This window comes from Pseudomonas sp. RW3S2, from assembly GCF_014268955.1.
Taxonomy (GTDB): domain Bacteria; phylum Pseudomonadota; class Gammaproteobacteria; order Pseudomonadales; family Pseudomonadaceae; genus Aquipseudomonas; species Aquipseudomonas wayambapalatensis.
The window spans coordinates 153251-178533 of sequence record NZ_JABWRM010000007.1 but is presented as its reverse complement, the minus strand read 5'-3'; the positions used below and the strand labels follow the sequence as shown (position 1 = coordinate 178533).

Annotated in this window: 34 protein-coding genes and 3 pseudogenes; 22 read left to right on the top strand and 15 right to left on the bottom strand. The window is 64.7% G+C overall.

Annotated elements, in window-relative coordinates; translation table 11 throughout:
• The first annotated feature begins 123 nt into the window (after positions 1 to 123).
• From HU748_RS12470 to HU748_RS12420, 11 genes and pseudogenes are all read left to right on the top strand, one after another.
• Complete coding sequence (locus HU748_RS12470; protein WP_186720561.1) at positions 124 to 609, top strand: DUF2589 domain-containing protein; 486 nt, start codon at positions 124 to 126, stop codon at positions 607 to 609.
• A 10-nt stretch (positions 610 to 619) separates the two neighbouring features.
• Positions 620 to 1219: a DUF2589 domain-containing protein gene (locus HU748_RS12465; RefSeq protein WP_063545193.1), complete on the top strand. Its 600-nt coding sequence runs from the start codon at positions 620 to 622 to the stop codon at positions 1217 to 1219.
• Between the two features lie 93 nt (positions 1220 to 1312).
• Entirely contained in the window at positions 1313 to 1585 is a 273-nt protein-coding gene (locus HU748_RS12460; RefSeq protein ID WP_063545192.1) for a hypothetical protein, read from the top strand.
• Entirely contained in the window at positions 1585 to 1884 is a 300-nt protein-coding gene (locus HU748_RS12455; RefSeq protein WP_186664052.1) for a hypothetical protein, read from the top strand. Before HU748_RS12460 ends, HU748_RS12455 begins: the two co-directional genes overlap by 1 nt.
• Complete coding sequence (locus HU748_RS12450) at positions 1868 to 2101, top strand: hypothetical protein (protein WP_186720560.1); 234 nt, start codon at positions 1868 to 1870, stop codon at positions 2099 to 2101. Before HU748_RS12455 ends, HU748_RS12450 begins: the two co-directional genes overlap by 17 nt.
• Positions 2102 to 2133: 32 nt before the next feature.
• The gene (locus HU748_RS12445) at positions 2134 to 2514 is read left to right on the top strand and encodes a hypothetical protein (RefSeq protein WP_186664056.1); all 381 of its coding nucleotides are present in this window, start codon (positions 2134 to 2136) and stop codon (positions 2512 to 2514) included.
• A 103-nt stretch (positions 2515 to 2617) separates the two neighbouring features.
• Positions 2618 to 3400 carry a glycoside hydrolase family 19 protein gene (locus HU748_RS12440; RefSeq protein WP_186664058.1) on the top strand — a complete coding sequence of 261 codons (783 nt, stop codon included), beginning with the start codon at positions 2618 to 2620 and terminating at the stop codon, positions 3398 to 3400.
• Positions 3401 to 3466: 66 nt separating this feature from the next.
• Positions 3467 to 3994 carry an EndoU domain-containing protein gene (locus tag HU748_RS12435; protein ID WP_186664060.1) on the top strand — a complete coding sequence of 176 codons (528 nt, stop codon included), beginning with the start codon at positions 3467 to 3469 and terminating at the stop codon, positions 3992 to 3994.
• Between the two features lie 72 nt (positions 3995 to 4066).
• Entirely contained in the window at positions 4067 to 4315 is a 249-nt protein-coding gene (locus HU748_RS12430; RefSeq protein ID WP_186664062.1) for a hypothetical protein, read from the top strand.
• A 99-nt stretch (positions 4316 to 4414) separates the two neighbouring features.
• Complete coding sequence (locus HU748_RS12425; protein ID WP_186664064.1) at positions 4415 to 5239, top strand: hypothetical protein; 825 nt, start codon at positions 4415 to 4417, stop codon at positions 5237 to 5239.
• A 165-nt stretch (positions 5240 to 5404) separates the two neighbouring features.
• A pseudogene (locus tag HU748_RS12420) lies at positions 5405 to 5590 on the top strand (aliphatic sulfonates ABC transporter substrate-binding protein); the annotation flags it as partial.
• A gap of 154 nt (positions 5591 to 5744) precedes the next feature.
• Here the strand turns inward: HU748_RS12420 and HU748_RS12415 are convergent.
• A complete protein-coding gene (locus tag HU748_RS12415; protein ID WP_186720558.1) occupies positions 5745 to 6449 on the bottom strand; it encodes an SDR family oxidoreductase in 705 nt (234 codons plus the stop codon).
• A 109-nt stretch (positions 6450 to 6558) separates the two neighbouring features.
• Complete coding sequence (locus HU748_RS12410; RefSeq protein WP_186720556.1) at positions 6559 to 7452, bottom strand: LysR substrate-binding domain-containing protein; 894 nt, start codon at positions 7450 to 7452, stop codon at positions 6559 to 6561.
• A 113-nt stretch (positions 7453 to 7565) separates the two neighbouring features.
• Here HU748_RS12410 and HU748_RS12405 point away from each other — a divergent pair, with 113 nt between their 5' ends.
• Positions 7566 to 7895: a c-type cytochrome gene (locus HU748_RS12405; protein ID WP_202885227.1), complete on the top strand. Its 330-nt coding sequence runs from the start codon at positions 7566 to 7568 to the stop codon at positions 7893 to 7895.
• A 134-nt stretch (positions 7896 to 8029) separates the two neighbouring features.
• Here the strand turns inward: HU748_RS12405 and HU748_RS12400 are convergent, their stop codons facing one another.
• The gene (locus HU748_RS12400) at positions 8030 to 8944 is read right to left on the bottom strand and encodes a LysR family transcriptional regulator (protein ID WP_186707772.1); all 915 of its coding nucleotides are present in this window, start codon (positions 8942 to 8944) and stop codon (positions 8030 to 8032) included.
• Between the two features lie 68 nt (positions 8945 to 9012).
• Between HU748_RS12400 and HU748_RS12395 the strand changes: the two genes are divergently transcribed.
• Positions 9013 to 9795: an SDR family oxidoreductase gene (locus HU748_RS12395; protein WP_186720554.1), complete on the top strand. Its 783-nt coding sequence runs from the start codon at positions 9013 to 9015 to the stop codon at positions 9793 to 9795.
• Between the two features lie 6 nt (positions 9796 to 9801).
• Here the strand turns inward: HU748_RS12395 and HU748_RS12390 are convergent, their stop codons facing one another.
• Positions 9802 to 10155, bottom strand: coding sequence for a VOC family protein (locus HU748_RS12390; protein WP_186664074.1), 354 nt, complete (start codon positions 10153 to 10155; stop codon positions 9802 to 9804).
• 183 nt (positions 10156 to 10338) lie between these two features.
• Here HU748_RS12390 and HU748_RS12385 point away from each other — a divergent pair, with 183 nt between their 5' ends.
• Positions 10339 to 10818, top strand: a complete 480-nt coding sequence (locus HU748_RS12385) for an isochorismatase family cysteine hydrolase (RefSeq protein WP_186664076.1) — start codon at positions 10339 to 10341, stop codon at positions 10816 to 10818.
• A 26-nt stretch (positions 10819 to 10844) separates the two neighbouring features.
• On the opposite strand, the gene HU748_RS12380 is transcribed toward HU748_RS12385, so the two are convergent.
• Positions 10845 to 11312, bottom strand: coding sequence for a RidA family protein (locus HU748_RS12380; protein WP_186664078.1), 468 nt, complete (start codon positions 11310 to 11312; stop codon positions 10845 to 10847).
• 70 nt (positions 11313 to 11382) lie between these two features.
• Positions 11383 to 12533: pseudogene (locus HU748_RS12375) on the bottom strand (beta-ketoacyl-[acyl-carrier-protein] synthase II); the annotation flags it as partial.
• A 1-nt stretch (position 12534) separates the two neighbouring features.
• On the opposite strand from HU748_RS12375, the pseudogene HU748_RS26425 reads away from it, so the two are divergent.
• Positions 12535 to 12780, top strand: a pseudogene (locus tag HU748_RS26425) (helix-turn-helix domain-containing protein); the annotation flags it as partial.
• Positions 12781 to 12901: 121 nt separating this feature from the next.
• On the opposite strand, the gene HU748_RS12365 reads toward HU748_RS26425, so the two are convergent.
• The 5 genes from HU748_RS12365 to HU748_RS12345 all read right to left on the bottom strand — a co-directional run bounded on the left by HU748_RS12365 (position 12902) and on the right by HU748_RS12345 (position 16438).
• Entirely contained in the window at positions 12902 to 13153 is a 252-nt protein-coding gene (locus tag HU748_RS12365) for a hypothetical protein (protein ID WP_054891461.1), read from the bottom strand.
• Positions 13154 to 13270: 117 nt separating this feature from the next.
• Positions 13271 to 14014 carry an ABC transporter ATP-binding protein gene (locus tag HU748_RS12360; protein WP_186720552.1) on the bottom strand — a complete coding sequence of 248 codons (744 nt, stop codon included), beginning with the start codon at positions 14012 to 14014 and terminating at the stop codon, positions 13271 to 13273.
• A gap of 4 nt (positions 14015 to 14018) precedes the next feature.
• On the bottom strand, positions 14019 to 14849 hold the full coding sequence (locus HU748_RS12355; RefSeq protein ID WP_186720550.1) for an ABC transporter permease: 831 nt from the start codon (positions 14847 to 14849) through the stop codon (positions 14019 to 14021).
• Positions 14846 to 15835: an aliphatic sulfonate ABC transporter substrate-binding protein gene (locus HU748_RS12350; protein WP_186720548.1), complete on the bottom strand. Its 990-nt coding sequence runs from the start codon at positions 15833 to 15835 to the stop codon at positions 14846 to 14848. The genes HU748_RS12355 and HU748_RS12350 overlap by 4 nt, the downstream gene beginning before the upstream one ends.
• A 168-nt stretch (positions 15836 to 16003) precedes the next feature.
• A complete protein-coding gene (locus HU748_RS12345; protein WP_186720546.1) occupies positions 16004 to 16438 on the bottom strand; it encodes a GFA family protein in 435 nt (144 codons plus the stop codon).
• On the opposite strand from HU748_RS12345, the gene HU748_RS12340 reads away from it, so the two are divergent.
• Complete coding sequence (locus HU748_RS12340) at positions 16437 to 16610, top strand: hypothetical protein (RefSeq protein ID WP_186720627.1); 174 nt, start codon at positions 16437 to 16439, stop codon at positions 16608 to 16610. The two genes, HU748_RS12345 and HU748_RS12340, sit on opposite strands and share 2 nt — an antisense overlap.
• Here the strand turns inward: HU748_RS12340 and HU748_RS12335 are convergent.
• Positions 16607 to 17512: a LysR family transcriptional regulator gene (locus HU748_RS12335; RefSeq protein WP_186720544.1), complete on the bottom strand. Its 906-nt coding sequence runs from the start codon at positions 17510 to 17512 to the stop codon at positions 16607 to 16609. The two genes, HU748_RS12340 and HU748_RS12335, sit on opposite strands and share 4 nt — an antisense overlap.
• 85 nt (positions 17513 to 17597) lie before the next feature.
• On the opposite strand from HU748_RS12335, the gene HU748_RS12330 reads away from it, so the two are divergent.
• Both HU748_RS12330 and HU748_RS26600 read left to right on the top strand, forming a co-directional pair.
• On the top strand, positions 17598 to 18380 hold the full coding sequence (locus HU748_RS12330) for an NAD(P)H-dependent oxidoreductase (protein WP_186720542.1): 783 nt from the start codon (positions 17598 to 17600) through the stop codon (positions 18378 to 18380).
• A 107-nt stretch (positions 18381 to 18487) separates the two neighbouring features.
• Positions 18488 to 18619 (top strand): hypothetical protein, encoded by a 132-nt coding sequence (locus tag HU748_RS26600; RefSeq protein WP_272979736.1) that lies wholly within the window; start codon positions 18488 to 18490, stop codon positions 18617 to 18619.
• A gap of 123 nt (positions 18620 to 18742) precedes the next feature.
• Here the strand turns inward: HU748_RS26600 and HU748_RS12325 are convergent, their stop codons facing one another.
• Together HU748_RS12325 and HU748_RS12320 are read right to left on the bottom strand one after the other, a co-directional pair.
• A complete protein-coding gene (locus HU748_RS12325) occupies positions 18743 to 19531 on the bottom strand; it encodes a carbon-nitrogen hydrolase family protein (protein WP_186720541.1) in 789 nt (262 codons plus the stop codon).
• Between the two features lie 89 nt (positions 19532 to 19620).
• Positions 19621 to 20484 carry a sensor domain-containing diguanylate cyclase gene (locus tag HU748_RS12320; protein WP_186720626.1) on the bottom strand — a complete coding sequence of 288 codons (864 nt, stop codon included), beginning with the start codon at positions 20482 to 20484 and terminating at the stop codon, positions 19621 to 19623.
• A gap of 314 nt (positions 20485 to 20798) precedes the next feature.
• Between HU748_RS12320 and HU748_RS12315 the strand changes: the two genes are divergently transcribed.
• The 3 genes from HU748_RS12315 (at position 20799) to HU748_RS12305 (ending at position 24455) form a co-directional block, all read left to right on the top strand.
• On the top strand, positions 20799 to 21617 hold the full coding sequence (locus HU748_RS12315) for a transporter substrate-binding domain-containing protein (protein ID WP_186720539.1): 819 nt from the start codon (positions 20799 to 20801) through the stop codon (positions 21615 to 21617).
• Between the two features lie 85 nt (positions 21618 to 21702).
• Entirely contained in the window at positions 21703 to 23892 is a 2190-nt protein-coding gene (locus HU748_RS12310) for an OsmC domain/YcaO domain-containing protein (protein WP_186720537.1), read from the top strand.
• A 164-nt stretch (positions 23893 to 24056) separates the two neighbouring features.
• Complete coding sequence (locus HU748_RS12305; RefSeq protein WP_186664088.1) at positions 24057 to 24455, top strand: NUDIX domain-containing protein; 399 nt, start codon at positions 24057 to 24059, stop codon at positions 24453 to 24455.
• Between the two features lie 42 nt (positions 24456 to 24497).
• On the opposite strand, the gene HU748_RS12300 is transcribed toward HU748_RS12305, so the two are convergent.
• The gene (locus HU748_RS12300) at positions 24498 to 24671 is read right to left on the bottom strand and encodes a DUF2986 domain-containing protein (RefSeq protein ID WP_186664090.1); all 174 of its coding nucleotides are present in this window, start codon (positions 24669 to 24671) and stop codon (positions 24498 to 24500) included.
• Between the two features lie 149 nt (positions 24672 to 24820).
• Here HU748_RS12300 and HU748_RS12295 point away from each other — a divergent pair, with 149 nt between their 5' ends.
• Positions 24821 to 25255 (top strand): GNAT family N-acetyltransferase, encoded by a 435-nt coding sequence (locus HU748_RS12295; protein WP_186720535.1) that lies wholly within the window; start codon positions 24821 to 24823, stop codon positions 25253 to 25255.
• Positions 25256 to 25283 lie beyond the last annotated feature (28 nt).

Genomic DNA, 25283 nt, shown 5'->3' with positions numbered 1-25283 from the left:
CGGGACGGCGCCTGTCACTGGCCATAACCTGAGCTCACCCACCCACAACAGGTGTCAGCCGCAGATGGCCCGTTCCCGTGACGGCCCGCGCCCGGCACCGACAATCGACAAGGAGCGTCTGTCGTGGCGAACCACTCCCTTCATCACTTGATCCAGAGCATTGCCGGTGCCGTGGCCGAGGCCCAGGACAAGATCCAGCGCTTCCAGATGGCGACCGTGCGCCAGTACTTCGATGACGACAACCGTCCGGTCAGTGTCGATGTGCGCCTGCCGCTGCAGTCGCCCGATGCCAAGGAGGGCGAGGAGCGCCTGGTACGGGTGCCCCTGCTGTCGCTGGTCGGCTCGCGTTTGCTGACCGTCAAGGACATGCAGATCGACTTCGAGGTCGGCCTGCATGCCGATCACCGTGAGCCGAGCGCTGCACAGGCCGGCGAGGTCGACCCCGACTCGCCGTGGCCGACCGATACACACACGCCTTTGAACGTCGATATGGGCGTTCGCCGAAATGGTGAAAGCGGGCCAGTGGCGCGCGTCACCCTCAGAGTCGAAACCCAGCCCTCGTCCGAGGGCATGGCGCGACTGATCCACAACCTCGATAAATTGATCTAGGAGAGACGTCATGTCTGACTTTGTTATGGGTAACCAATTCCGCGGCCTGCCGATGGCAGACCTGATCGGTGCCCCCCTGAGCGCTGCCTGCGACGCTCAGGTCCGCCTGGCCAATGCCACCGCGAACTTCATCAAGGTGATTGGCTTCCTGCCCCCGGCCGACCCGGCCAACGCCGGCCCCAACGATGTCGGCGACATCCGCAACGTGTCGTTCCGCTACGACCGTTCGGCACCGACCGAAGACGATCCGGCCGCCATCGAGAAAGTCGAGCTGCAACTGCCGCTGCTGGCGGTGGTGAAGGTGCCCAACCTTGCGATCAACAAGGTGGACATCAGCTTCGACATGGAGGTGCGCAACTCTGAGCAGTCACGCGACACCGAAGACCGCTCCGGCAGCTTCTCCGCCGAGGCCAAGTTGGGCTGGGGGCCGTTCAGCGCCAAGGTCAACGTGTCCGGTTCGGTGGCCTCGCACAAGGAGAACACCCGTTCCACCGACCAGTCGGCGAAGTACCACGTCGAGGTCCATGCCGTGGACGATGGCATGCCTGAAGGCCTGGCGCGGGTGATGGACATCATCGCCCAGTCGGTCACGCCCAAGATCGCCGCGTGATGCGCGGATGTCCTGAGCGACACGCTGGCGAGGGATGGGCCTGATCCGCAGGCCGACGCTGGCAACCAGTTTTTCCGGAGAGGGAATGCCGTGATGTTTGATTTGACGGATGTTGGATATGTGAAGCGCATCGTGGTCGGCAGCCTCGATCCGGAAAAGCTGACCCCGGAGGAGGCGGTCGAGGCACAGGCCGCATTGCTCAACCGCTGCCTGAGCGGCACGCCGCGCGGGCGGGTGCTGGGCATCGAGAAGAGCTTCAAGCTGCTCAACATCGGCGAGCACCAGGTCGTGCTGCAGGCATTGACCTACCACGTCGGTTTCGCCCGCAGGCCCTACTGGCTGACGGACGAGGCGGAGCAATCGTGATGGGCAGCCTGGAACAGTTCGTGATGGCGCTGGGCGCCGAGATGCAGCGTGCGCAGCAGGCCTGCAATCGACTATGGCCGGGCACCCAGGTGGCTTCGTTGAGCCTGGTGCTGGACGCCACGGTGGAGCCGGTCGGGGACGGTCTGGCGTTGCGTGTCGGCGGTACGCCTGCACGCGGACGGGGCAGTCATGCGTTGAGCATCGAGGTGCCGGGCTATGGCAACGAGGCCATCGTCGTGCGCGTGGATGGCGAGCTGCTGGGGATCTACAGGAGGCCAGGCGATGAGCAGGCGCAATGACCGTTCGATGCTGTTGGTTCTATCCCCGGAGGAGGGCAGTGCCTTGAAATCGATCATCGATCTGAAGTCGGTTGGCAGCCGCAGGATGTCCGGCCCCAGGCGACTGGTGATCGGCATCGGTGCCGGCCTGCTGGTAGCGCTGATGGCACTGGGCCTGGTGCGTCCGGAGTTGGCGATCGCCATCGCCGAATGGGCGGGCTTGCTGTTGGCGTTCTGAACATGTGCATTCATTCAACAAGGAGAGTCGAGATGAAATCCACCCTTGCAACACTGGCTGGTGCACTGGCACTGGCGACACTGCTGCCGGCGTTTGCCGAGCAGAAATTCGTCGGGCATTTCGAGACCGACGACGAGTTGCTCGACCTGATCCTGGTCATTCCCGACGAGGGACGTGAAGGGAAAGGCCGACTGCGCATCGATACCTGGTCGTGCAATCTGGAGTTGGGCTCGCCATCCCGGATCGCCGATGCCATTCGCTACCCCATCACCAAGGCCGATGCTGGCTACTGCGCCGCGCTGGACAAGGGCTACGTGCTCGGTTGGCCGGTCGGCAACGATCTTCAGGTCCAGGTGTTCAGCCGCAACAAGAAGGACAGGTTCGGCGCTCGCCTGACCCTCGTTCGCAAGTAGCGGCCAGACCCGCTCGACCCACCGCAATCCCTATCGAAACCAGCGCAAGGCAGGCAATCGCCGTCGCCGACGGGAAAGTCGTGCCCGCTGCAAGGAGGCAAGCATGTGCATCAAACAATCGGTTGGTGAAGGTGGCAACAACGACAAGGGCGATGTCCGCACCCTGCAGTTGTTGCTCAACATGAACAGCGGGCGCGGCGAATTCGTCTGTGCCCTGGTTACCGACGGGCTCTGGGGGCCGGGCTCGCGCACGGCCCTGAAGCGCTACCAGGAACTCCAGGGCATTGCCCAGAGCAAGACGGTCAGCGCCAACGACAACACCCTGAACGCCCTGCGCGCAGGCCTGCCGTCGACGATCGGCACGGCGACCTTGTGGGCGGTGCTGATCCATGCGACCGGCGCCAAGGTCGAGGCGTTTCGACAGCCCATCCTCGATGTGTTCGCTCGCTACAAGATCGACACGCCACTGCGCCAGGCGCACTTCCTGGCGCAGATCGCTCATGAAAGCGGGTGCCTGCTCTACACCGAGGAAATCGCCAGCGGCAGCGCCTATGAAGGGCGCAAGGACCTGGGCAACACCCAGTCGGGCGACGGCAAGCGTTTCAAGGGACGAGGCCTGATCCAGCTGACCGGGCGGGCCAACTACCGCCAGTACGGCCAGGCCTGCGGGCGCGACTTCGAACTCAAGGATGCGCCCACCCTGGTCAGTACCGACCCGTTCCTGGCGGTGGATGTCGCGGGCTGGTTCTGGGACAGCCGCAAGCTCAACACCTACGCCGACAAAGACGACGTGAAGGAAGTCACCCGCCGCATCAACGGCGGCTTCAACGGCCTCGACGACCGCATCGCCTACCTGACCCGCGCCAAGTGGCTGCTGGGGCTGTGACCGCTTTGCCGGGCACTCGCCCGAGCAACGCATCAATGATTCAACCCAACGAAAAGGAGCTTCACGATGAACAAGCGTATTGTCAGAAACTGCACACGCCTGGCCCTGGTCAGCCTGGTGACCCTGGCCGGCATCGGTGCCGCCCAGGCCGACCCGACCTGCAGCAAGGGAATCCTGGCCGGCACCCCGCGGATCAATGCCCAGCACATCTTCTGCGGTGAGGTCAGCGCACCTGACGTTGCCAAGGGCTTCCACAGCCGTCCGGGCGGGATCAACCCCGACAGCGTCAGCAATGCACCGGCCGGAACGCACGGCGCGGGTGATATCTACACCTTGAAGAACTTCACCATCGCCGAGGGTGCCAGAAGCGGGACGAAGAGCATTTCCACGATGTTCCCCGATCGCTGCACCGAGACCCAGGTGATCGCGGCGGTGCGCAATGCCTACGCCACCAAGGTCCAGGATGCCTCGAACAAGAGCAAGTATGTGGGCTCGTCGGGGACCGAGTGCCAGAAGGGCACACCGGCCGCTGCGTTCGATATCGTGTTCTATTTGAACGGCGATCTGATCAATACCGCCTATCCTAAACCCTGATTGCATCCACTCGTCGCCACGGGGCAGGTACCCGTGGCGACCGTTTTTTTACCGTGCGACAGGAGTACGCCCATGACCGTTTCCGATGGCTTGCAGGCATTCATCGCCGAAGAGTTGACTCGCGAAAGCATCGATACCCTGCTGGAAAAGGCAGAGGCCGTGCGCTACGGATCGGCCGATGTCACCTACAGTGGCAACGCCTTCCTGGTGACTTTCGAGGCGGACACCGCTGTGCTGCGCCATCACCACGTGGCTGACTGGCCGGTAGTGCGGGTTCCACTGGCCGAGTTCATTCAGCGCTTGCGCGAGTGGGCCGAGTAGGGTGATCCGAGAGCGTTTCATGCGATGATGGCCAGCCGCTTTTAGCCGGGACACCCCAAGCACAGGGCGGCTGCCTTCGACCAACCATGGATGATCATCGTGTTCAAACCGCTACTCCCTCTCGCCCTGAGCGCCCTGTTCCTGGGCGGCTGTGCCGGCCACTCGCCGAGCAAAGACCAGGTTTCCCTGCGCACCGACAAGGGTGCGATCGTCGGTATCTGGGCGATGATGCCGCTGAAGAACGGCATCGCCAACGTCGCCGAATACAAGGCTGACGGCAAGGTGCTGCTGCACCCGTTCAACTGCGCCGAGCCCAAGACCCAGGCCGTAGAAGTCTCCGACTACAAGGTCGCGGAGGACGGCAGTTCGATCCACGTTCAGTCCGAGGCGCGTGCGTTCGACCTGAAGGTCTTGGGTTTTGCCCCGAAGGTCATGATGTTGAGCATGCCGGTCGCCGATGCCCAGCTCACCTTCCTCTACCGCAAGGTCGAGCAGGTGGCGCCGCTGTGTGACCTGTACGTCGATACCAAGGGCGAGACTGCGCGGCGCACGCCGTTTCAGGCAAGTGACTTCACCCCGGCGCCGGCGGTGCCAGCCCATGCGGGGCTGGAGCGCTATATCGGCAAGTGGGCGAGCAAGGCCGGGGCGGTGCAGATCGAGGTCGTGCGTGACGCCAGCGGCGTCTACCTCTATCACCGCCCGGACGAGAACTGGCACTACCTGTACAACAACGTGCGCTGGACCGGCGATACCCTGGCCTTCAACAGCTACGCCTACACCGAGAAGCCGGCGCTGTTCCGCCATCCCTACCACAAGACCAATACGCCCATGACCCTGGAGCCGCTGGAAAACGGCCAGGTGCGCATGACCTACCTGATCGACGGCAAGCGTTTCGACAGCCTGCTGCAACGGACCAAGGACTGAGCCGAAGCCTGTAGAGGTGGGCCTCCATCATGGCGGCCTGTCTCTACAGGGTTACGACTTATAAACTAATTTGCATATTAGTTTATTACTGAAATAAATTTAATTTATTTATTGCGACTCGGTACAGTCAGTGCTCCAGCGCACGTCCATCCCCCGAGGAGCGCCATGCCGATCCGTTCCCGCCTTCTGCTGATTGCCGCCAGCCTGCTGCTGGCAACCCAGGTCTTTGCCGCCGAACGCCTGACCCTGCGCATCGGTGACCAGAAGGGCAACATGCGCGCCCAGCTCGAAGCTGCCGATGCACTGCGCGACCTGCCCTACGACATCCACTGGGCCGAGTTTTCGGCCGCCGCACTGGCAGGGGGTCGATGAGCACACCGTGGCCCAACAGCAGGAGACCGCCGACTTCTACCACGCCCATGGCCTGATGACGCAACGGCTGGACGTTACCCCAACCTTCGCCAAGGGTTTCAGCGTACCTGCCGACTGAGGCACGCGGCGAGGTTCATACCCCTCGGGTCAGTCCGCCATCGACCTTGATGTTCTGCCCGGTGATGTAGGCCGCGCCTTCGCTGGCCAGGAAGGCAATGGTCGCGGCGATTTCCTCGCTCTTGCCGTAGCGCTTGAGTGGCACGCTGTCGCGGCGCTGCTCGGTGGCCGGCAGGCTGTCGATCCAGCCGGGCAGGACGTTGTTGATCCGCACGTTATCCTTGGCATAGGTGTCGGCGAAGATCTTGCTGAAGGCTGCAAGGCCGGCACGGAACACGGCCGAGGTCGGGAACAGGTCGCTGGGTTCGAAGGCCCAGGCGGTGGAGATGTTGATGATCACGCCGCTTTGCTGTTTCTGCATGGTCGGGGTGACCAGGCGGGTCGGGCGAATGACATTGAGCAGATAGGTGTCCATGCCCTTGTGCCAGTCGTCGTCGCTGATTTCCAGGATCGGCGCGCGCGGGCCATGGCCTGCGCTGTTGACCAGCACGTCGATGCGCCCCCATTTCTCCAGCACGTTGCCGACCAAGCGTTGCAGGTCGTCGTTGGACTGGTTGCTGCCGGTCACGCCGATGCCACCCAGTTCGCTGGCCAGGGCCTCGCCCTTGCCCGATGAAGACAGGATTGCCACCTTGAATCCGTCTGCGGCCAGGCGCCGCGCCGCGGCTGCACCCATGCCGCTACCGCCGGCGGTGATGATCGCTACTTTTTCTACTGACATGTGACCTCCAATGGAATGCTTGGCTGATGTGATGGGATCAGCCTAGCACCCGTGCGCCGCTGGCAGGGAGGCAGCAGGGGCTTGTCTATTCAGTAGAAAATCTATTGCCTCAGGGCGTTTCTACCTGCTCCAGCAGCCAGCCGCGAACCACGTCCAGAGCGGTAGGCGTGCCGCCCCTGCGGGGCCAGACCAGATAGAAGTGCTTGTCCATCTCCAGCGCCTGCTCGAACACCTGCACCAGCCGCCCGGTCTGCAGGTCTTCCTGCACGAACAGTTCGCTGGACAGCGCCAGCCCTTGCCCGGCCACGGCGGCTTCGATGGCCAGCGAGGTCTGGTTGAAACGCACGTTCTTCGGCATCGGCTGTGTCGGCTGGCCGAACAGCTGGGTGATGAATTCAGGCCAGAAATTATGCGCATCGTGCAGCAGCAGGAAATGCTGCAACTGCTCGAGGCTGTGCGGTGCACCCCATTGCGCCAGCAGTACAGGGCTGGCCACCGCGACCACCCGCTGCCTGAGCAGCAGTTCAGTGTTGAGCCCGGCGCCGAAAGGCGGATGGCCGTAGCGCACGGCAAGGTCCACGCCGTCGGCCTGGAAGCGCGACAGGCGATCGGTGGCCAGCACCCGCAGGTCGATCTCGCCATGGGCCTCGGTGAACGAACTCAGCCGGGGGATCAGCCATTTCGAGGCGAAGGTCGGGGTGACGCTGACGGTGAGGTGAAGGTTGTCCGGGCGCAGTGCCGCAGTGGCTTCGCCGATCAGGGCCAAGGCGTTGCGAATACTGTGGCTGTAGCCCAAGCCCGCGTCGGTCAGGCGCAAACCACGTGGCAGACGTTCGAACAGCCTGATGCCCAGGCTCGCCTCCAGTCCCCGTACCTGCTGGGCCACGGCAGCCTGGGTGACACCCAGCTCCTCGGCCGCCAGGCGGAAATTCAGGTGGCGCGAGACAACCTCGAACACACGCAGGGCATTGAGTGGGGGGAGGGCGGTCGGGCCTTCGGTCATGGTCGTGTCTGCTGGTGGGGATTGAGGGAGGATAACAGTTTGCGCCGCCAGCCCTGTTGCAGGATCGGTGTAACCGGTACCCTCGACGGCCCACCGTTTTCAGGAGCATGCCCATGCCTATGCCTATGCCCATGCCTCGAGGTGCCGTGATCGCAGCCGGGCTGCTGCTGTTCGCCAGTGCACAGGTGCTCGCCGAGCCCCCTGCCGTGATGCAGCGCTACGCCTGCAGCGCTTGCCACCAGTTGGATGTGCGGGCCGTGGGCCCGTCCTGGCGAGAGATTGCCGCGCGTTATCGCGATGGCAGCAAGGGCACCGGGCAGCTGGTGCAAAGCATTCGGCAGGGCAGCCGGGGGCAATGGGGCGTGGTGCCGATGCCGCCACAGGCGCAAGCCCGCGAGGAAGATTTGCAGGCCATTACCCAGTGGATTCTCGAACAGCGTTGAGTGCTGGGTTGACTATCCTGAAAATCGCAATGAAACGTCCTGATTTATCCTTCTTATCGAGACGATCCTGAACGCATAACCTGTGCCTCACCGACATCCGGCGAGGCCGTCAGCCCATGCAGCAAGTCCCTGTCTCACGTGCCCTCGCGGCACGCCTGCTCTGCCACTTCCCGAGCCAGTGCGAGAAACGCGGTCATGCCTGCCGAGGGATTGCGCCGCCCCGCGTAGTACAGGCACAGCCCCGGCAATGGTGGCGTCCAGTCGTCCAGCACGCGCACCAGGCGACCGGCCGCGATGTCCTCGCGCACATCCTGTTCCATGAAGTAGCCAAGGCCCACGCCAGCCATGACGGCAGTACGTGCCAGGCTGGCCTCATCCAGGGTGATTGGCCCTTGCACCTCGATCTGCTGTGCGCTGTTGCCGTTGGCGAAGCGCCAGCGGAACAGTGCGCCATCGGGCAGGCGCACGCGGATGCAACTGTGGCGCTGCAGGTCGGCTGGCAGCCTTGGCGTGCCCCGCGCGGCCAGGTAGGCAGCGGAGGCGACCACGGCATAGCGCTGCGGCCGGCCGAGGGACAGGCTGATCATGTCACTGGGCACCAGGTCGGCGACCCGCACGCCCAGGTCGAAACCGTCGGCGACGATATCCACCAGCCGCCCCTCGGTGACCAGGTCCACCTGCATCTGCGGATAGCGCCGCAGGAACTCCAGTACCAGCGGCCCGATGATCTCGCGTGCGGCGAAGGCCGCAGCGTTGATGCGCAGCATGCCGCTGGGCTGTTCGCGCTGGGCGCGTACTACCTCCAGGGCGCCTTGTACCTCGCCCAGCGCCGGGGCGACGTGCTCGACGAACAGGCGCCCTGCATCGGTCAGCGACACGCTGCGCGTGGTGCGGTTGAACAGGCGCACGCCAAGGTTCGCCTCGAGCTTGCCGATGGCGTTGCTCAAGGCAGTGGTGGACATCCCCAGGTCGATGGCCGCCGCGCGAAAACTGGCGCGTCGGGCGATGGCGAGGACGGCATCGAGGTCATTGAGGCTGACGCGCTCCATGGTTCGGCTCGTTCGGACAAAAACACGATTCTATCCGCAACCCAGGTTGCTACCACCGGAGAATATCCATGAGTGATCCATCAGAAACCCTGCGCGGCAAGCGCGTACTGGTCACCGCCGGCACCAAGGGCCTGGGCAAGGCCACGGTCGAGCTGTTCGTCGAACTGGGCGCCCGGGTGCTGACCTGCGCGCGCAGCGCGCCCGCCGATGCCCCTCAGGCGTCGTTCGTCAGCGCCGACCTCACCACCCTCGCGGGGTGCGAGCAGTTGGCGGGCGAGGTCGAGCGGCAACTGGGCGGGGTCGATGTCATCGTTCATGTGCTGGGCGGCTCCAGCGCACCGGCCGGGGGCTTTGCCGCATTGGGCGAGGCGCATTGGCAACAGGAACTGGACCTCAACCTGCTGCCTGCCGTGCGCCTGGATCGCGCCCTGTTGCCCGGCATGCTGGCGCAGGGCGGCGGGGTGATCGTTCACGTCACCTCGATCCAGCACCAACTGCCGCTGCCGGAGGCCACCACCGCCTACGCGGCGGCCAAGGCGGCGCTGTCGACCTACAGCAAGAGCCTGTCCAAGGAAGTCGCGCCCAAGGGCGTGCGCGTGGTGCGGGTCGCGCCCGGCTGGATCGAGACCGAGGCCTCGGTAGCCCTGGCCGAGCGCCTGGCCAGCGAGGCGGGCACCGATTACGAGGGTGGCAAGCGCATCATCATGCAGGCCTTGGGCGGCATCCCCCTGGGTCGGCCCGCCAGCCCTAAGGAGGTGGCCAACGTCATCGGCTTCGTGGCCTCGCCTGCCGCAGCAGCGGTGACCGGCACCGAATTCGTGGTGGATGGGGGGACCATTCCGACTGCCTGAGCCGCGTTACGAGGCGGTCCACACCGCCAGTTCGTAGCCGTCCGGGTCGATGAAGTGGAAGCGCCGACCGCCAGGGAAGGCGAAGGTGGCGCGGCTGATGCGAGCGCCGGCGGCTTCTACACGCTGTTGGGTGGCGTCGAGGTCGGCGGCGTAGAGAATGACCAGCGGCCCTCCGGGCCGTACCGCTTCGCCGGTGGTGAAACCGCCGCTCAGGCGGCCGTCGGAGAACTCGGTATAGGTGGGGCCGTAGTCGGTGAAGGTCCAACCGAAAACGTCGCCGTAGAACGCCTTGCTGCGGCTGATGTCGGTGACGTTGAACTCGATGTTGTCGATCTGTCGATCCTGTCCGCGAATACCCATGTTGCCTCCTTGCGTAGTGGAGCGCGCAGTCTAGCGCATCAGCGCAAGCGCAGGGTCTTGGTCACGGTCTCCCCCTGCGTGCCGCCGGCCCACCTGCTCGTGGCTTACCCAAGCTCCAAGGCCTGCAACGATCGCCCACGGACGATATACTCCGCCGCCTCATGTCGTCCCCCGGAGAACCCCATGCGGCAGGCTTTGCTTATCGTCGATGTCCAGTCCACCTTCAGCCCTCCCGAGTGGCTGATCGACGGAATCCGCGCGTTGGCCGCGAAACTCCCCGCCATCGCGTCGGTCGAGTTGCACGACGAGCAGGTCACGCCGTTCCAGCAGCAACTCGGCTGGCACCCGGCGCGCGAGGACGAGAGCCTGGTCGAGGCGGACGAAGTGTTCGTCAAGCATGGCTACGGGCAGACCCCCGAGGCCATCGACTACCTCAAGAAACTGGGCGTGGAGCGCGTGCTGGTCTGCGGCCTGCAGACCGAAACCTGCGTACTGGCCGCCGGCTTCGCGCTGTTCGATGCCGGGCTGAACCCGACCCTGGTCACTGACCTGACAGTGGGCTCTTCACTGGACCGCTCGGGCAAGCTGGGTATCGAGCTGTGGACTCATCACTTTCGCCAGGTGACCACGGTGGCGCAGGTGGTCGAAGGGCTTCAAGGCTGAAGGGGCTGCACGCCAGCCCCTTGCACCTACACCACCGCGATCAGGTCAATCTCCACCGCGGCATTTTTCGGCAACTGGTACACCCCCACCGAGGTGCGGGTATGCTTGCCGGCGTCGCCCAGCACCTCATGCAGGATCGCCGAGGCGCCGTTGGCCACTTCGCTCTGCTGGGTGAAATCCGCCGCCGACTGCACGAACACGCTGATCCGCGCGATTCCCTTGACCTTGTCCAGCGAGCCCAGGCTTTCGCTCAGCAGCTTCAGGCAGCGCAGGGCGCTGACCTTGGCGGCAATCTGCGCGTCGGCGAGGCTGACGTCCTCGCCCACCCGCCCCGGGTGCACCACCGTGTCGTTGACCCGCGGGATCTGCCCGCTGATGTACACCTGGTCGCCCAGGTGCAGCACTGGCACATAGTCGCCGCCGATCTTCAGCGGGCCATCGAACGAATAACCCAGCGCCTGCAGAGCGGCTTCATAGCGGTCGTGTCTGGACATCGGTAGTGCTCCCTGGTGTGCTCGATGCGATGGCCAAGCCTAATCAAACGCCCGCGTGCCGACCAGTGGCTCAACCCTCCCAGCGCTTGAAAATCACGCAGGCATTGACGCCACCGAAACCGAAGCCGTTGGACAGCGCGTATTCGGTATCCAGCGGCCGTGGTTGGCCTGCGGCAATGTCCAGCCCGGCAGCTGCCGGGTCAGGGTCGACCAGGTTGAGCGTGGCCGGTGCCTGTTGGTCGCGCAGGGCAAGCACGGTGAAGATCGCCTCGATACCGCCGGCGGCGCCCAGCAAGTGGCCGGTAGCAGACTTGGTGGCACTGATCACCGGCGAAGGTACGTCGGCGAACACCGCCTTGATCGCTGCCAGTTCGCCCTTGTCGCCCACTGGTGTCGAGGTGGCGTGGGCATTGAGATGGCCCACCTGTGCGCCCTGGATACCGGCCTGGCGCAGGGCCAGGGTCATGGCGCGTCGCGCGCCGTCGCCGTCTTCCGGCCCCGAGGTGATGTGATAGGCGTCGGCGCTGGTGCCGTAGCCCACCAGTTCGGCCAGCGGCGTGGCGCCGCGTGCCAGTGCGTGCTGCAGTTCTTCGATCACCAGCAGGCCGGCGGCTTCGCCCATGACGAAGCCGTCGCGGGCCGTGTCGAACGGGCGCGAGGCCTGTTCCGGGTGCTCGTTGAAATCACTCGACAAGGCTCTCGCTGCCGCAAAGCCGGCCAGGCTGACACGATGAATCGCCGCCTCCGCGCCCCGCACAGCGCCACGTCCGCTTCACCGGCCAGGATCATCCGCGCGGCGTCGCCAATCGCCTGCACCCCGGCCGCGCACGCGGTGACAGGTGTACCCAGCGGGCCTTGGAGCCTGTGGGCGATCGACACCTGTCCGGCGACCAGGTTGCCGAGGAAGGAGGGAATGGTGAAGGGCGACAGCTTGCGCGGGCCTTTGCTGTCGGTGGTGCGCACGGCCTCGGCAATGGCCGGGAAGCCGCCCACGCCAGTACCGATGATGGTTGCCGTGCGTTCCTGCTGTTCGACGGTTTGCGGTTGCCAGCGGGCCTGTGCCAGGGCCTCCTGCGCGGCGCCCAGGGCGAACAGGATGAAACGATCGACCTTGCGCTGCTCCTTGGCCGGCAGTACGCGGTCCGGATCGAAGCCGGCCTCGCTGTCCTGTTGCAGGTCTGGCACCTGGCCGCCGATGCGCACCGCTAGGTCGCCGATCAGCGATTTCGCCAAAAGCCTGGAGATCGCGCCGAGCATGTTGACCCGCAGGCTCAACGCGCTGGTGGAGGCCGGCCTGCTCGAGCGCCATGCCTACAGCACCCGTCCCCTGCGCCACGAATACCTGCCCAGTGCACGAGGGCGCGACCTGCAGGCTGTGCTCTATGCGCTGATCGCCTGGGGCAATCGGCATTTCGCGCCTGAGGCCGTCAGTGTGCAGGTGGTGGAGAAGGGGACGGGCAAGGCCTTGGCCGATGATGGTCGAGGTCGAGTCCGGGCGTGTGGTGCCCTGGTCAGCGTGCGAGCTGGTGCAGGGGCCTGGCGCCAGCGAGGGGATGCGGGCGCGGCTGCAGCGCAGTCGCGAGGGCTGATCAGCCGCGCAGGGCAGGGGCCTGGCGCAGGCCGTCGCCGGCCACTTCGACCTGGTCGGCACGCAGGATCGCAGCGCGCTGGTGTTCGTATTCCTGTTGCGACAGGCCTCGGCGTTGCAGAGCCTCGAGCTGCAACTGGCGCGTTTCCTCGGCGGTATAGGGGCGCTGTTCGGGATGGCTGGCACAGCCGGCAAGTGCGGCGATACCAAGGGCGGCCAGGGCAGCGAGCAGCAGGCGGGCGGTGGCGTTCATCGGCGGGTTTCCTGTTTCGAAGATTCGTCTGGCGAGTCGTTGAACACAGGTTATCGAGCACGGCCGCCGGGCAGAAATCGTCGTGCTCGATAGTCACTATCGATGAGCGCGCCCGGCTCAGATCACCCGGGCACTGTGCAAGGCTTCCAGCGCCTGGCCGCGCAGGCGGGCCAGGCGCTCGTCCTGGCGCTCGCGCGGGTAGCCAAGGCCCACCCTCAGTTCGCGGCAGACGGTGCCCGGCCGGTTGCCGATCACCAGCACGCGGTCGCTCAGGTACAGCGCCTCGTCCACGTCATGGGTGACCACCAGCAGGGCAATGCGGTGGCGGCGCGCGAGGTCCAGCAACAGGTCCTGCAGTTTGAAGCGGGTGAAGGCATCCACGGCGCTGAACGGCTCGTCGAGCAACAGCAGTTGTGGCTGACCGTACAGCCCGCGGGCGATGGCCACGCGCTGGGCCATGCCGCCGGACAGCGCCTTGGGCAGCGCAACGGCGAAGCCGCCCAGGCCCACCTCGTCGATCAGGCCGTTGACCCGGGCGCGGTCGTAGCGCCGGTCTTCACTGAAGCCGATGTTGTCGGCCACGCTCAACCAGGGCATCAGGCGCGGCTCCTGGAACACGAAGCCGACCTGTTCCGGGCGTTGCCGCAGATGGCCGACGAAGTCGCGGTCCAGTTGCGCCACCAGGCGCAGCAGGGTGCTCTTGCCGCAGCCACTGGGGCCGAGCAGGCTGACGATCTCGCCGGGTTGCAGTTGCAGCTCGACTGCCCCCAGTACAGCCGTGGTGCCGAATGCCTTGTGCTCGACGCGCAGGTCGAGCAAGGGCGCAGGTGTCGGTGCGGCAACGCGCAAGGGTTGGTTCATGGATTCAGGCTCCCCGGTCCGTGCCGTCGAAGGTGTCGCGCCAGTTCAGCCAGCGCTGTTCCAGCCCGGCCAACAGGCCATCGCTGAGTTTGCCGAGCAGGGCCAGGACAATGATCGCCGCGAGTACGAGGTCTGGTCGCGAAGTCTCCCGGCCGTCGCTGAGCAGGTAGCCCAGGCCGCGGGTGGCGGCGATCAGCTCAGCGGCGACGAGAAACATCCAGCTCAGGCTCAGGGCGCTGCGCAGGCCGGTGAATACGCCGGGTATCGCGGCCGGCAGGAGGATGCGCCGGGCCAGGCGCAGGGGGCCGAAGCCGTACATGCGCCCGACCTCGACCAGCTTGCGGTCGATATTGCGAATCGCCGCCACGCCGTTCAGGTACACCGGGAAGAATGCGCCAATGGCGATCAGCGTCACCTTGGAGGTCTCGCCGATCCCCAGCCACAGCAGCAACAGCGGCACCCAGGCCAGGCTCGGGATCGCCCTCAGGCTGGCGAAGGTCGGCTCCAGCCAGGCCTCGGCCTCACGGCTCAGGCCCACCCAGGCGGCGAACAGCAGCCCCAGGGCGGCGCCGATGGCAAACCCGGCCAGCACCCGCGAGAGACTGGCGCCGATGTGTTTCCACAGTGCGCCGTCGGCCAGTTGTACCAGGGTCTGCGCCACTTCGCTGGGTGCGGGCATCTGGTAGGACGCGATCCAGCCCAGGCGCACGACGGCCTCCAGCAGCAGGATGATCGCCAGAGGCAGTGCCAGGCTCTTGAGCCGGCGTGGCCAGGGCGAGGTGGCAGCGGCGGGCACCGGCGCGCTCGCGCTGCGGGTGTGCGTGGAGAGACTCATCGCTCGATGCTGGCCTTGCCGAAGGACGGGTCGATCAACTGGTCGATTACGGCGTTGACGTCAGCGCCACGCTTGACCAGCTCCTCGGACACCAGGATCGGCGCCGCGGCCTTGGAGGCTGCCACGTCCTGCTCGGTCAGTTGTGGCGCCGACAGGTCGGTACGCGACAACTGCAGCTTGGCCACATCCAGCGGGAGCTTGGATTCATCGGCCAGCAGGCGGGCGAACTCGTCGGGGTGCGCGACGGCCCAGTGACGGGCCTGTTCGTAGGCCTTGATGACCGTGGCGATGGTCTGTGGATGCTGCTTGGCGAAGCTCTCGGTGACGCTGACCACGCCATAGCTGTTGAAGTCCTTGTTGCGGTACAGCAGGCGTGAGCCGGCTTGCAGTTCGCTGGCGGCCATGTGCGGGTCGAGGCCGGCCCAGGCATCGACATCGCCTTTCTCCAGTGCGGTGCGGCCATCGGGGTGCTGCAGGTGCAAGAGCTCGACGTCATCCTTTTTCAACCCGGCCTTTTCCAGGGCGCGCAAGGTGAACAGGTACGGGTCGGTGCCCTTGGTAGCGGCGATCTTCTTGCCCTTGAGGTCGTCGAGCGTCTTCAGGGGCGAGTCCTTGGCGACCACCAGTGCGGTCCATTCGGCACGGCTGTAGACGTACACCGACTTGATCGGGCTGCCGTTGGCGCGAGCCAGTACCGCCGAGAGACTGGCCGAGGAACCGAAGTCGGCACCGCCGCTTTTGAGGTATTCCAGCGAGCGGTTGCTGCCCTGGCTGAACACCCAGGTGACCTTCGATTCGGGCAGGGCTTTTTCCAGCCACCCGAAATGCTTGAGCACCAGGCTTACGGGGGAGTAGTAGGCGTAGTCCAGGCGCACTTCCTTGGGTGCGGTTTCGGCGTGGGCGGCGGGGTTGAAGGCCAGTGCTACGAGACCGGCAGTAGACAGCGACTTCAGGGCGCTGGGCAGGGCTTGGGCAAACAGACGCATGGGGCGATCCAGTCGAGAAGAGGGATCAGGACCGGTTGCAGGCAGCGTGCCATCTCGTCAGGCCCTTGTTCTGCGCAGGCGCAGGAGCAAATCAGGGCTGATAGCTGTGGTGAGGCGGGCAAAGTGTTGCCCTGCTGTTGCAGGGCGAACAGTTGAAGGGGCAGCAGGTCAGCGCTGCGCGAACCGTGCCATCAACGCCGGATAATCCTGTGGGTCGGGAAAGGCTTCGAAGCTGACGACTGCGCCGGTACAGGCCCATGGCAGCTTCTCCTGTGTCCAGGTTTCCATGAACGGTGCGTAGTGTTGCGGGTTTTCCAGCAGGCTGCTGCGCACGCCCACGACGGCGTCGTTACCGGCGGGCCGGGTGAACAGCCAGCTCAGGCAGTGGGGGCAGAACTCATGACGGGTTGCGCCCTGAAGACCTCCAGGCACCGGCGCCCCGCGCGTGACCCTGAAACCTTCGGCTGGGAACAGCGCCGTCAGCGAGAACGCACTGCCCGACATCTTCTGGCAGCCCGTGCAGTGACAGGCGCTGGTCATGATCGCAGGCTTGGCGGATTCGAACATCACCTGCCCGCAGCGGCACTCACCTTGAATCTTCATGCAACGGACCTCGTGTCGGCTGGTGAGGGTGTTGCCGCAGGCCGTGGCATTTTCGGTGGATGTCTGGGTGGCAATGCACGGCGATCTGCGTCGGGTTCGGCGCATTGGCCTGGTGTTCGAGGCGCTGGGGGCGGCGTTGTCGGGGTTTCTGGCCGACACGCGCGGCGACTAGCCCTGCTGCAGGGCATCGACAATCACCTGCCGCAACCAGCGATGCCCTGGGTCTCGGTGCACCCGCTCTGGCCACAGCATCAGCATCTCGAATCCCTGCACCGCCAGGGGCGCCTCCACCACCTTGAGCCGGGGATCGGTGACCACCAGCCGCTGCGGGAGCATGGCCACCAGGTCCGAGCCGGCCAGCACCGCCGCCAGCAGCATGAAGTGCGGCACCGACAGCACCACGTTGCGCGCGAGCCCTTGCGCGGCCAGTGCGGCGTCCGTCGGGCCATGGAAGCCGCCGCCGTCGGGTGAGACGATCACCTGCTCCAGTGCACAGAACTGCTTGAGCGTTGGCTTGCGTCTGAGCCCTGGATGGTCGATCCGGCCGACCAGCACGTAGCGCTCGACGAACAGGCTGCGCTGGCGCAGTTCTGCCGGCACCTGCTGGGCAATGTGAAAGGCCATGTCGATCTCGCCAAGCTCGGCCTGGCGGAGCAGGGCCGAAGGCTGCAGGTCGAGCACCGCCAGGCGCGTGGCCGGGGCGGCGCTGCGTATCCTGGCCAGGGCAGGCAGCAGGATGGTCGAGGCACCGTAGTCGGTGGCGGCCACGCGCCAGGTCTGGCGGGCGGCGGCCGGGTCGAAGGGTTGCGGCGCAGCGATGGCCAGCTGCAACGCCTCCAGCGCCTGGCGCAACGGTGCACGCAAGGCGTCGGCCCGCGCTGTCGGGCGCATGCCCCTCGGGCCGGGCAGCAGCAGGGGGTCTTCGAGCAACTCACGCAACCGTGCCAACTGCACGCTGACGGTCGGTTGTGCCAGGTGCAGGCGCTGCGCCGCGCGCGTCACATTGTGTTCGGTGAGCAGCGCATCGAGGGTCACCAGCAGATTGAGGTCGAGGCGACGCAGGGAATCGTGCATGGCAATACCTGAAATAGTGGATATTCATTTCAACTATACCTTGGCAGCGCCCATCATGGCTCGCATCCCTTTACGGAGTGCCATCATGAATGTGCTGATCGTCTACGCCCACCCCGAACCCCGCTCGCTCAACGGCTCGCTCAAGGACCATGCGGTTGCGCACCTGCAGCGCCAGGGCCACAACGTGCAGGTATCGGATCTCTACGCCATGGCCTTCAAGCCGCTGATCGATGCCAGCGACAATATCGCCGGCCAACCCGGTGTGCGTTTTCGGGTCTCGGAAGACTCACGCCAGGCTTTCGCCGATGGTACGCAGAGTGCCGACATCGCCCTGGAGCAGGAAAAGCTGCGCTGGGCCGATGCGGTGATCCTGCAGTTCCCGCTGTGGTGGTTCGGCCTGCCGGCAATCCTCAAGGGCTGGGTCGAGCGGGTTTATGCCTATGGCTTCGCCTACGGTGTGGGCGAGCACTCCGATCAGCATTGGGGTGACCGCTATGGTGAAGGCAGCATGGCCGGCAAACGCGCCATGCTGATGGTCACCACCGGTGGCTGGGCCTCGCATTACGCGCCACGGGGCATCAATGGCCCCCTGGAGGCGATCCTGTTCCCCATCCAGCACGGCATCCTCTTCTATCCGGGGTTCGAAGTGTTGCCGCCGTTCGTGCTCCATCGCACCAGCCGCATCGACGATGCAGCCTTCGCCGATGCCTGCGTGCAACTGGAGCGGCGACTCGATGGTTTGTGGGTCGATACACCGATCCCGTATCGGCGCCAGAATGGCGGCGACTACCTGATCCCCGAGTTGACCTTGCGGCCGGAGCTGGCGGCAGGGGAGGAGGGGTTGGGGGTTCACTTGCGTGGCGATTGAACGTGCAAGTATTTGATTGGCGTCTATGGTGTCAATGTGCCCATGTCTGATGCCTACACGGCCATGGGTCAAGGATCTTTTACAAAACCATTGAAGGAGCAAGTGACATGAGCATCAAACCTGGACCGAAACCGATCGCTGAATCAACTGGCAAAGAGGATCAGCGGCGTCGTGTTACTCCAGAGAACCAGCCGAAGCATCCAGATCTCAAAGAGCACAATCACAAGAAAGGTAAATGATTTTGAAGCCCCTCCTGGCAGGGAGGGGCTTTTACATCAATGTGGCGGGCAGACCAGTCGCACGTGCCATGCTTGTGATCACCAGCCTCGAATGATGTATCCCGTGTGTGGCGGCCCGCGATTTCAATCGACGTTCTGCAGATAACACGGGTACTCGTATTTCTGTCGTCGGGCCTGCTCCAGGTCAATCCGTACGACCTGCAAAAAGGCGTGGTCGTCAGCCTTGGCGGCGACGGCCAGAGGCTGGCCAGAGGGGGAGTACGCCATGCCGTGGCCGCCAAAGCGCTGACCCTGTGCAGCCTGCCCGGTGCGGTTGGCGCTGATCACGTAGGCGCCGGAAACAATGGCCGCCATCGCGGCGGCGCAATCCCAGTAGCGATAGTCGGTGCCGGAGGCGCGGGGGACGGCGATCAGGTCGGCGCCGTCACGGCCGTAGTGGCGGGCGCGCTCGTTGAACATCAACTCGGTACACAGCAGCACACCGAGCTTGAGTTTGCCCACCTCGATCACGTCGAACCCCGGCTTGGCGGTGGTGAACCAGGTCTGTTCATGAAAGCCCGGCTCTTCGGGGAAGAAGTGTTTCTGGTGGACGAAGCGGTAGCCTGTGGCATCCAGCACGAAGGCTTCGTTGACCAGGCGCCCGTTCGCGAGCAGCGGCCTGCTCGACAGCACGGCAGGGACGTCGAGCCTGGCCAGGGCGTCGAGGGCGGATTCATGCAGGGCCACGCTGTGCTGCGCGGCCTGGGGGTCGAAGGTGGCGTGCTCGGCCAGCCAGGGGCCGAAGGGCATTTCGTTGGTGATCAGCAGATCGGCCTCGGCGGCACGGACCTGCTCGGCGATCTGTTGCCACTGCGGGCTGTCGGGGGTCAGGCCTTCTGGCCATTGGGCGTAGGCCACGGTGATCAGGGACATCTGCAAACCTCGAGGGGCTGGGCGGGTGCGGCCAGTCTAGACAACGAGGAGAAGGGGCACTTGCAGATTCTTGCGCTTGAATCGGTGTCTCAGCTCGCTTGCGAGCGCCGCCGCTTGTTCCGGTACATCTCGCCATCGGCATGGCTCAACAGGGCATCGGCGTCGTGCCCGTCTGCTGGGTAGCAGGCGACGCCGATGCTGCACGCCGGCATCCCGAAACCGCCGAACTCCGCATCCAGCGGCTCGGCCATCACAGCGACGATCTGCGCGACCTTCTCGAACACGGCGCTGTGCGACGGCAGGTCGGTGAGCAACAGGGTGAACTCGTCGCCGCCGATTCGCGCCACGGTGGCATGCGCGCCGGCGCAGCGTTCCAGGCGCTGGGCCACCAGGCGCAGGACGCGGTCGCCAGCGCTGTGGCCGTGGGTGTCGTTGATCTCCTTGAAGTCGTCGATATCGACGAACAGCAGGGCCAGGCTGCCGCCGTGCTGCTGGGCTGCCTGCAGGGCGGCATCCAGGCGGCTGTTGAACAGGGCGCGATTGGCCAGCCGGGTCAGCGGGTCGTGGTGGGCGAGAAAGCGCAGCTCTTCTTCGGCCTGGGTGAGGGCGGTGACGTTGCGCGCCACGCCGATGCGTGCGCCCACTTCTTCGGACCAGAAGGCCGCCCAGAGGATATGGACGATGCCGCCGTCCTTGCGGATGTAGCGGTTGCGAAAGTCCAAATGCGCTTGGCCGGACATGACCCGGACGATCGAGGCGCGGGTGGCGGGCAGGTCGTCGGGGTGCATGTAATGCGTGATCGGCGTGCCGATGAGTTCCTCGGCGCGGTAGCCCAGCAGCGCTTCGCAGGCATCGCTGACGAATACGATCTGGTCGTCCTGGTCGACCACGAAGACGGTGTCGAGCATCAGGTGGATCAACTTGGGGTAGAGCGCTTGCAGGTCGACGGGCATGGGGCAGGTGTCCGGGTCGTGAGACTCGATCAGGGCCAGATCGCAGAAGGGCCGACGAGTCATCCTGCGCGCGCCCGGCACCCAGGCGGTACCGGCCGATCGTTCGCGGCCACTGCACAGCCTACAGGGTCTGGCCGTTATGGCCAGCAGGGTGGTGAAAAATAGTGGCAGGCGCAGCCGAACGCGGGCAGTGATGGCATCATGCGCCGACGAATGGCATCGTGCAGCGATCATTGCTGGCACCTGTCGGTTTCTGGTCCAGACTGTCTGAACCCTGTCGCTCTTCCTGCCGCCTACCGAGACGAGGGTCATCCATGATCGAGCCCCACTTCTGCCAGACCCTGCTGCTGTCGCTCACCTGGTGCTTGCTGTCTCAGGGCGCGCTGGCGGTGGAGGCGTGCGCGGGCCTGACCGCCACGGGCAACCCCGAGTATCCGCCTTACCTCTGGCGCGACCCGCAAGACCCCCAGCGGCTGATCGGCGCCAACGCCGACCTGCTCAAGCACGTGGCAGGCGAGCTTGGACTGGACGTGGAGTTGAAGTATGTCGGGCCCTGGGGGCGGGCCCAGGAAGAGGTGCGCACCGGGCGCGTCGACCTGCTGGCCGGCTACTTCCTGACCCGGGCGCGGCAGAACGAGGTGGACTTCATCGAACCGCCGTTCCTCTACACCCCCAGTGTCGTCTGGGTGCGCAGCGACAGCGCCTTCCCCTATAAGGGCTGGGACGATCTGCGCGGGCTCAAGGGTGGGGTGCTGGTCAACAACAGCCATGGCGAGCAGTTCGACGAGTTCGCCCGCACCAATCTCAACCTGGAGGCAGTGCCAGGCGCCAAGCAAGCCTTCGAGAAGCTGCTGCACAAACGCAGTGACTACGTGATCTTCGAGCAGTTTCCAGGCATGGCCCTGGCGCGTGTGCTGAACGTGGACCAGCAGGTGCAGGTGCTCGAACCGCCAGTGTCCAGCGAGGGGCTGTACCTGGCAATGTCCCATGACTCGCCGTGCAACCGGCCGCAGTTGCGTGAGCGACTGGCCGCGAAGATGAAGCAGATCGTGTCCAGCGATCTGCCGGAACGCCTGGTGGCACGAAACCTTGAGCTTTGGCGTCAGCAGCAGGAGGGCGCGGCGGCGCCTTGATCCGGGCCTTGCTGGCGCGGCAAGACTTCCCGGTGAAAAACCCGGATAATGGCGCCCATTTCGTTTTACGCGCTGGTGTGCCCGCATGGAAATCAAGGTCAATTTTCTCGACAATCTCCGACTTGAAGCCAAGTTCGACGACTTCACGGTGATCGCCGATCAGCCCATTCGCTACAAGGGTGATGGCTCGGCGCCAGGTCCTTTCGACTATTTCCTGGCCTCTTCGGCCCTGTGCGCGGCGTATTTCGTCAAGCTCTACTGCCAGACTCGCGACATTCCCACCGAAAACATCCGCCTGTCGCAGAACAACATCGTCGACCCGGAAAACCGCTACAACCAGATCTTCAAGATCCAGGTCGAGCTGCCTGAAGATATCAGCGAGAAGGACCGCCAGGGCATCCTGCGCTCCATCGACCGCTGCACCGTGAAGAAAGTGGTGCAGACCGGCCCCGAGTTCATCATCGAAGAGGTCGACAACCTCGACGCCGACGCCCAGGCGCTGCTGATGCCGGTGTCCGACACCACCACCTACATTCCTGGCAAGGACCTGCCGCTGGAGCAGACCATCGCCAACATGTCGGCGATCCTGGCCGATCTGGGGATGAAGATCGAGATCGCCTCCTGGCGCAACATCGTGGCCAACGTCTGGTCGCTGCACGTGCGCGACGCGCAGTCGCCGATGTGCTTCACCAACGGCAAGGGCGCGACCAAGGAAGCTGCGCTGGCTTCGGCACTGGGCGAGTTCATCGAGCGCTTGAACTGCAACTTCTTCTACAACGACCAGTTCTGGGGCGAGGACATCGCCAACGCACCGTTCGTGCACTATCCGAACGAGCAATGGTTCATGCCAGGCCCGAAGGACGCGCTGCCGCAGGAGATTCTCGACGAGTACTGCCTGGCGATCTTCAACCCCGATGGCGAGCTGCGTGGCTCGCACCTGTACGACACCAACTCGGGCAACAAGGCCCGTGGCATCTGCTCGCTGCCGTTCGTGCGCCAGTCCGACGGGCAGACGGTGTACTTTCCGTCCAACCTGATCGAAAACCTCTACCTGAGCAACGGCATGAGCGCTGGCAACACCCTGGCCGAAGCCCAGGTGCAGTGCCTGTCGGAAATCTTCGAGCGGGCGGTCAAGCGCGAAATCCTCGAAGGCGAACTGTGCCTGCCGGACGTGCCACAGGACGTGCTGGCCAAGTACCCAGGCATCGTCGCCGGTATCCAGGGGCTGGAGGAGCAGGGCTTCCCGGTGCTGGTCAAGGATGCCTCGCTGGGCGGTGAATTCCCGGTGATGTGCGTGACCCTGATGAACCCGCGCACCGGCGGTGTGTTCGCCTCGTTCGGCGCGCATCCAAGCTTTGAAGTGGCGCTGGAGCGCAGCCTCACCGAGTTGCTCCAGGGGCGCAGCTTCGAGGGCTTGAACGATCTGCCGCAACCAACCTTCGAAAGCCACGCGTTGACTGAGCCGAACAACTTCGTCGAGCATTTCATCGACTCCAGCGGCGTGGTGTCGTGGCGCTTCTTCAGTGCCAAGGCCGACTTCGAGTTCGTCGAGTGGGACTTCTCGGGCCAGGGTGAGGACTCCAACGAGCAGGAAGCGCAGACGCTGTTCGGCATCCTGGAAGGGCTGGGCAAGGAAGCGTACATGGCTGTGTACGACGACCTCGGTGCCACCGCCTGCCGCATCCTGGTGCCGGGTTACTCGGAAATCTACCCGGTCGAGGACCTGATCTGGGACAACACCAACCGTGCGCTGGGTTTCCGTGCCGACATCCTCAACCTGCACAGCCTCGACAGCCGCTCGCTGAAGTTGCTGTACAAGCGCCTGGAGCAGGTCGAGGTGGACGAATACACCACCATCACCACGCTGATCGGCGTCGAGTTCGACGACAACACGGTGTGGGGCCAGCTGACCATCCTTGAGCTCAAGCTGCTGATCCAGCTGGCGCTGCAGCGTTTCGAGGAGGCCAAGGAACTGGTGGAGATGTTCCTGCAGTTCAACGACAACACCGTCGAGCGCGGGCTGTTCTACCAGGCGCTGAACGTGGTGCTGGAAGTGGTGCTGGACGACGAGCTGGAGATGGACGACTACGTTTCCAACTTCCGGCGCATGTTCGGCAATGAGCGCATGGATGCGGCACTCGGCTCGGTGGACGGTAGCGTGCGCTTCTACGGGCTGACCCCAACCAGCCTGAAGCTCGAAGGCCTGGACCGCCACCTGCGTCTGGTCGAGAGCTACAAGAAACTGCATGCGGCGCGTGCCCGGGCAGCCGGCTGACGCGTTAGCTCTGCCCCGGGAGGTCTGTTCAGCGGGCCTCCCACCCTTCCTGACATCCCTCCCCGCAGCCATGTGTCTCCTGGGGTGAACTTGGCGTCATACTTGCCTGTCAATGATGTAACAAAACTGTCATATATGGCTGACACAGGTTCCCACCCGATCCGATGCCTCACGCAAACCTACCCGCCAAGCACAGAGCGACGATCATCTGCTTCCATGAGCGGCGGGTTTTGCTCGTGCGCAAGAAAGGCGGTAAATGGAATTTCCCGGGTGGCCTGATAGAGCAGGGCGAGCAGCCGCATGAAGCGGCCGCGCGCGAGTTGCATGAGGAAACCGGCCTGAGCGGCCATGGCCTGCTGCACTTGTGCACCCTGGAAGTGGCAGGGATTCTCCATCACATCTTCACCACCCACCTGCACCCCGGCGATCGGCCGTGCGCGCGCAGAGAAATTGCGGCATGCACATGGATAGAGCGCCGTGGGCTGGGGCGTGCGCCGCTGACCCCCGCGGCCGAGGCGTTGCTGGCCTGCCAGATTCCGGCGCTGTCGACCTGGGCGGCCTGAAAATACAAGCCTTGCCGATCGCGGTGGGCAAGGTTTGACGGCTCAGCCCTGCGCAGGCTGAGCCTGGGTTGGGGCATCCAGCACCGCCTCGGCCTCCAGCTTCAACCGGTCGGCCTTGCTGATGTACTTGGGCTTGTTGCTCCTGGGCGCCAGCTTGGCGTTGGCTTTCTTGGCGTGGGCCTTCAACAGCTGCTTGATCTTTTTCTGACGATTCATGTTCTCTACGCCCCTTGAGCGCATCCGCTAGCGAAACGCCGCGAGCTTAGCCTTGTGGGCATCGATGGACAAGGCAGATGCGCGCTGCTGGGTACGTTCATCTCTTTCTGCTAGCGTAGGCGGCCCTCTCAAATGGAGCGCTGGCCACCATGATCACCTACCGCCCGATGACCCTCGATGATTACGATGCCATCTTGGGGCTGATGCGCCAGACCCCTGGCGTTTCGGTACGTGAGGCCGACTCGTTCGAGGCTACACAACGCTACCTGCAGCGAAATCCACAGTTGAGCTTCGTCGCTGCGGCGGGATCGGTGTTGGTCGGTTGCGCGATGTCAGGGCACGATGGCCGCCGGGGTTACCTGCAACATGTGCTGGTGCTGCCGGAGTTTCGTCGTCAGGGCATCGCCAGGCAGCTCGTGGAGCTGTGTTTGCAGGGCCTGGCCGAGCAGGGTATTCGCAAGTGCCACCTGGATGTGCTCAAGACCAACCCGCAAGCGGCCGACTACTGGGCCCGGCATGGCTGGCAATTGCGCACGGACATCGAGCGTTTCTCCTTCACGCGGGCGGGCGACGAGAACGCCTGAGTCAGCACTTGGCCGCCTAGCGGTGTGT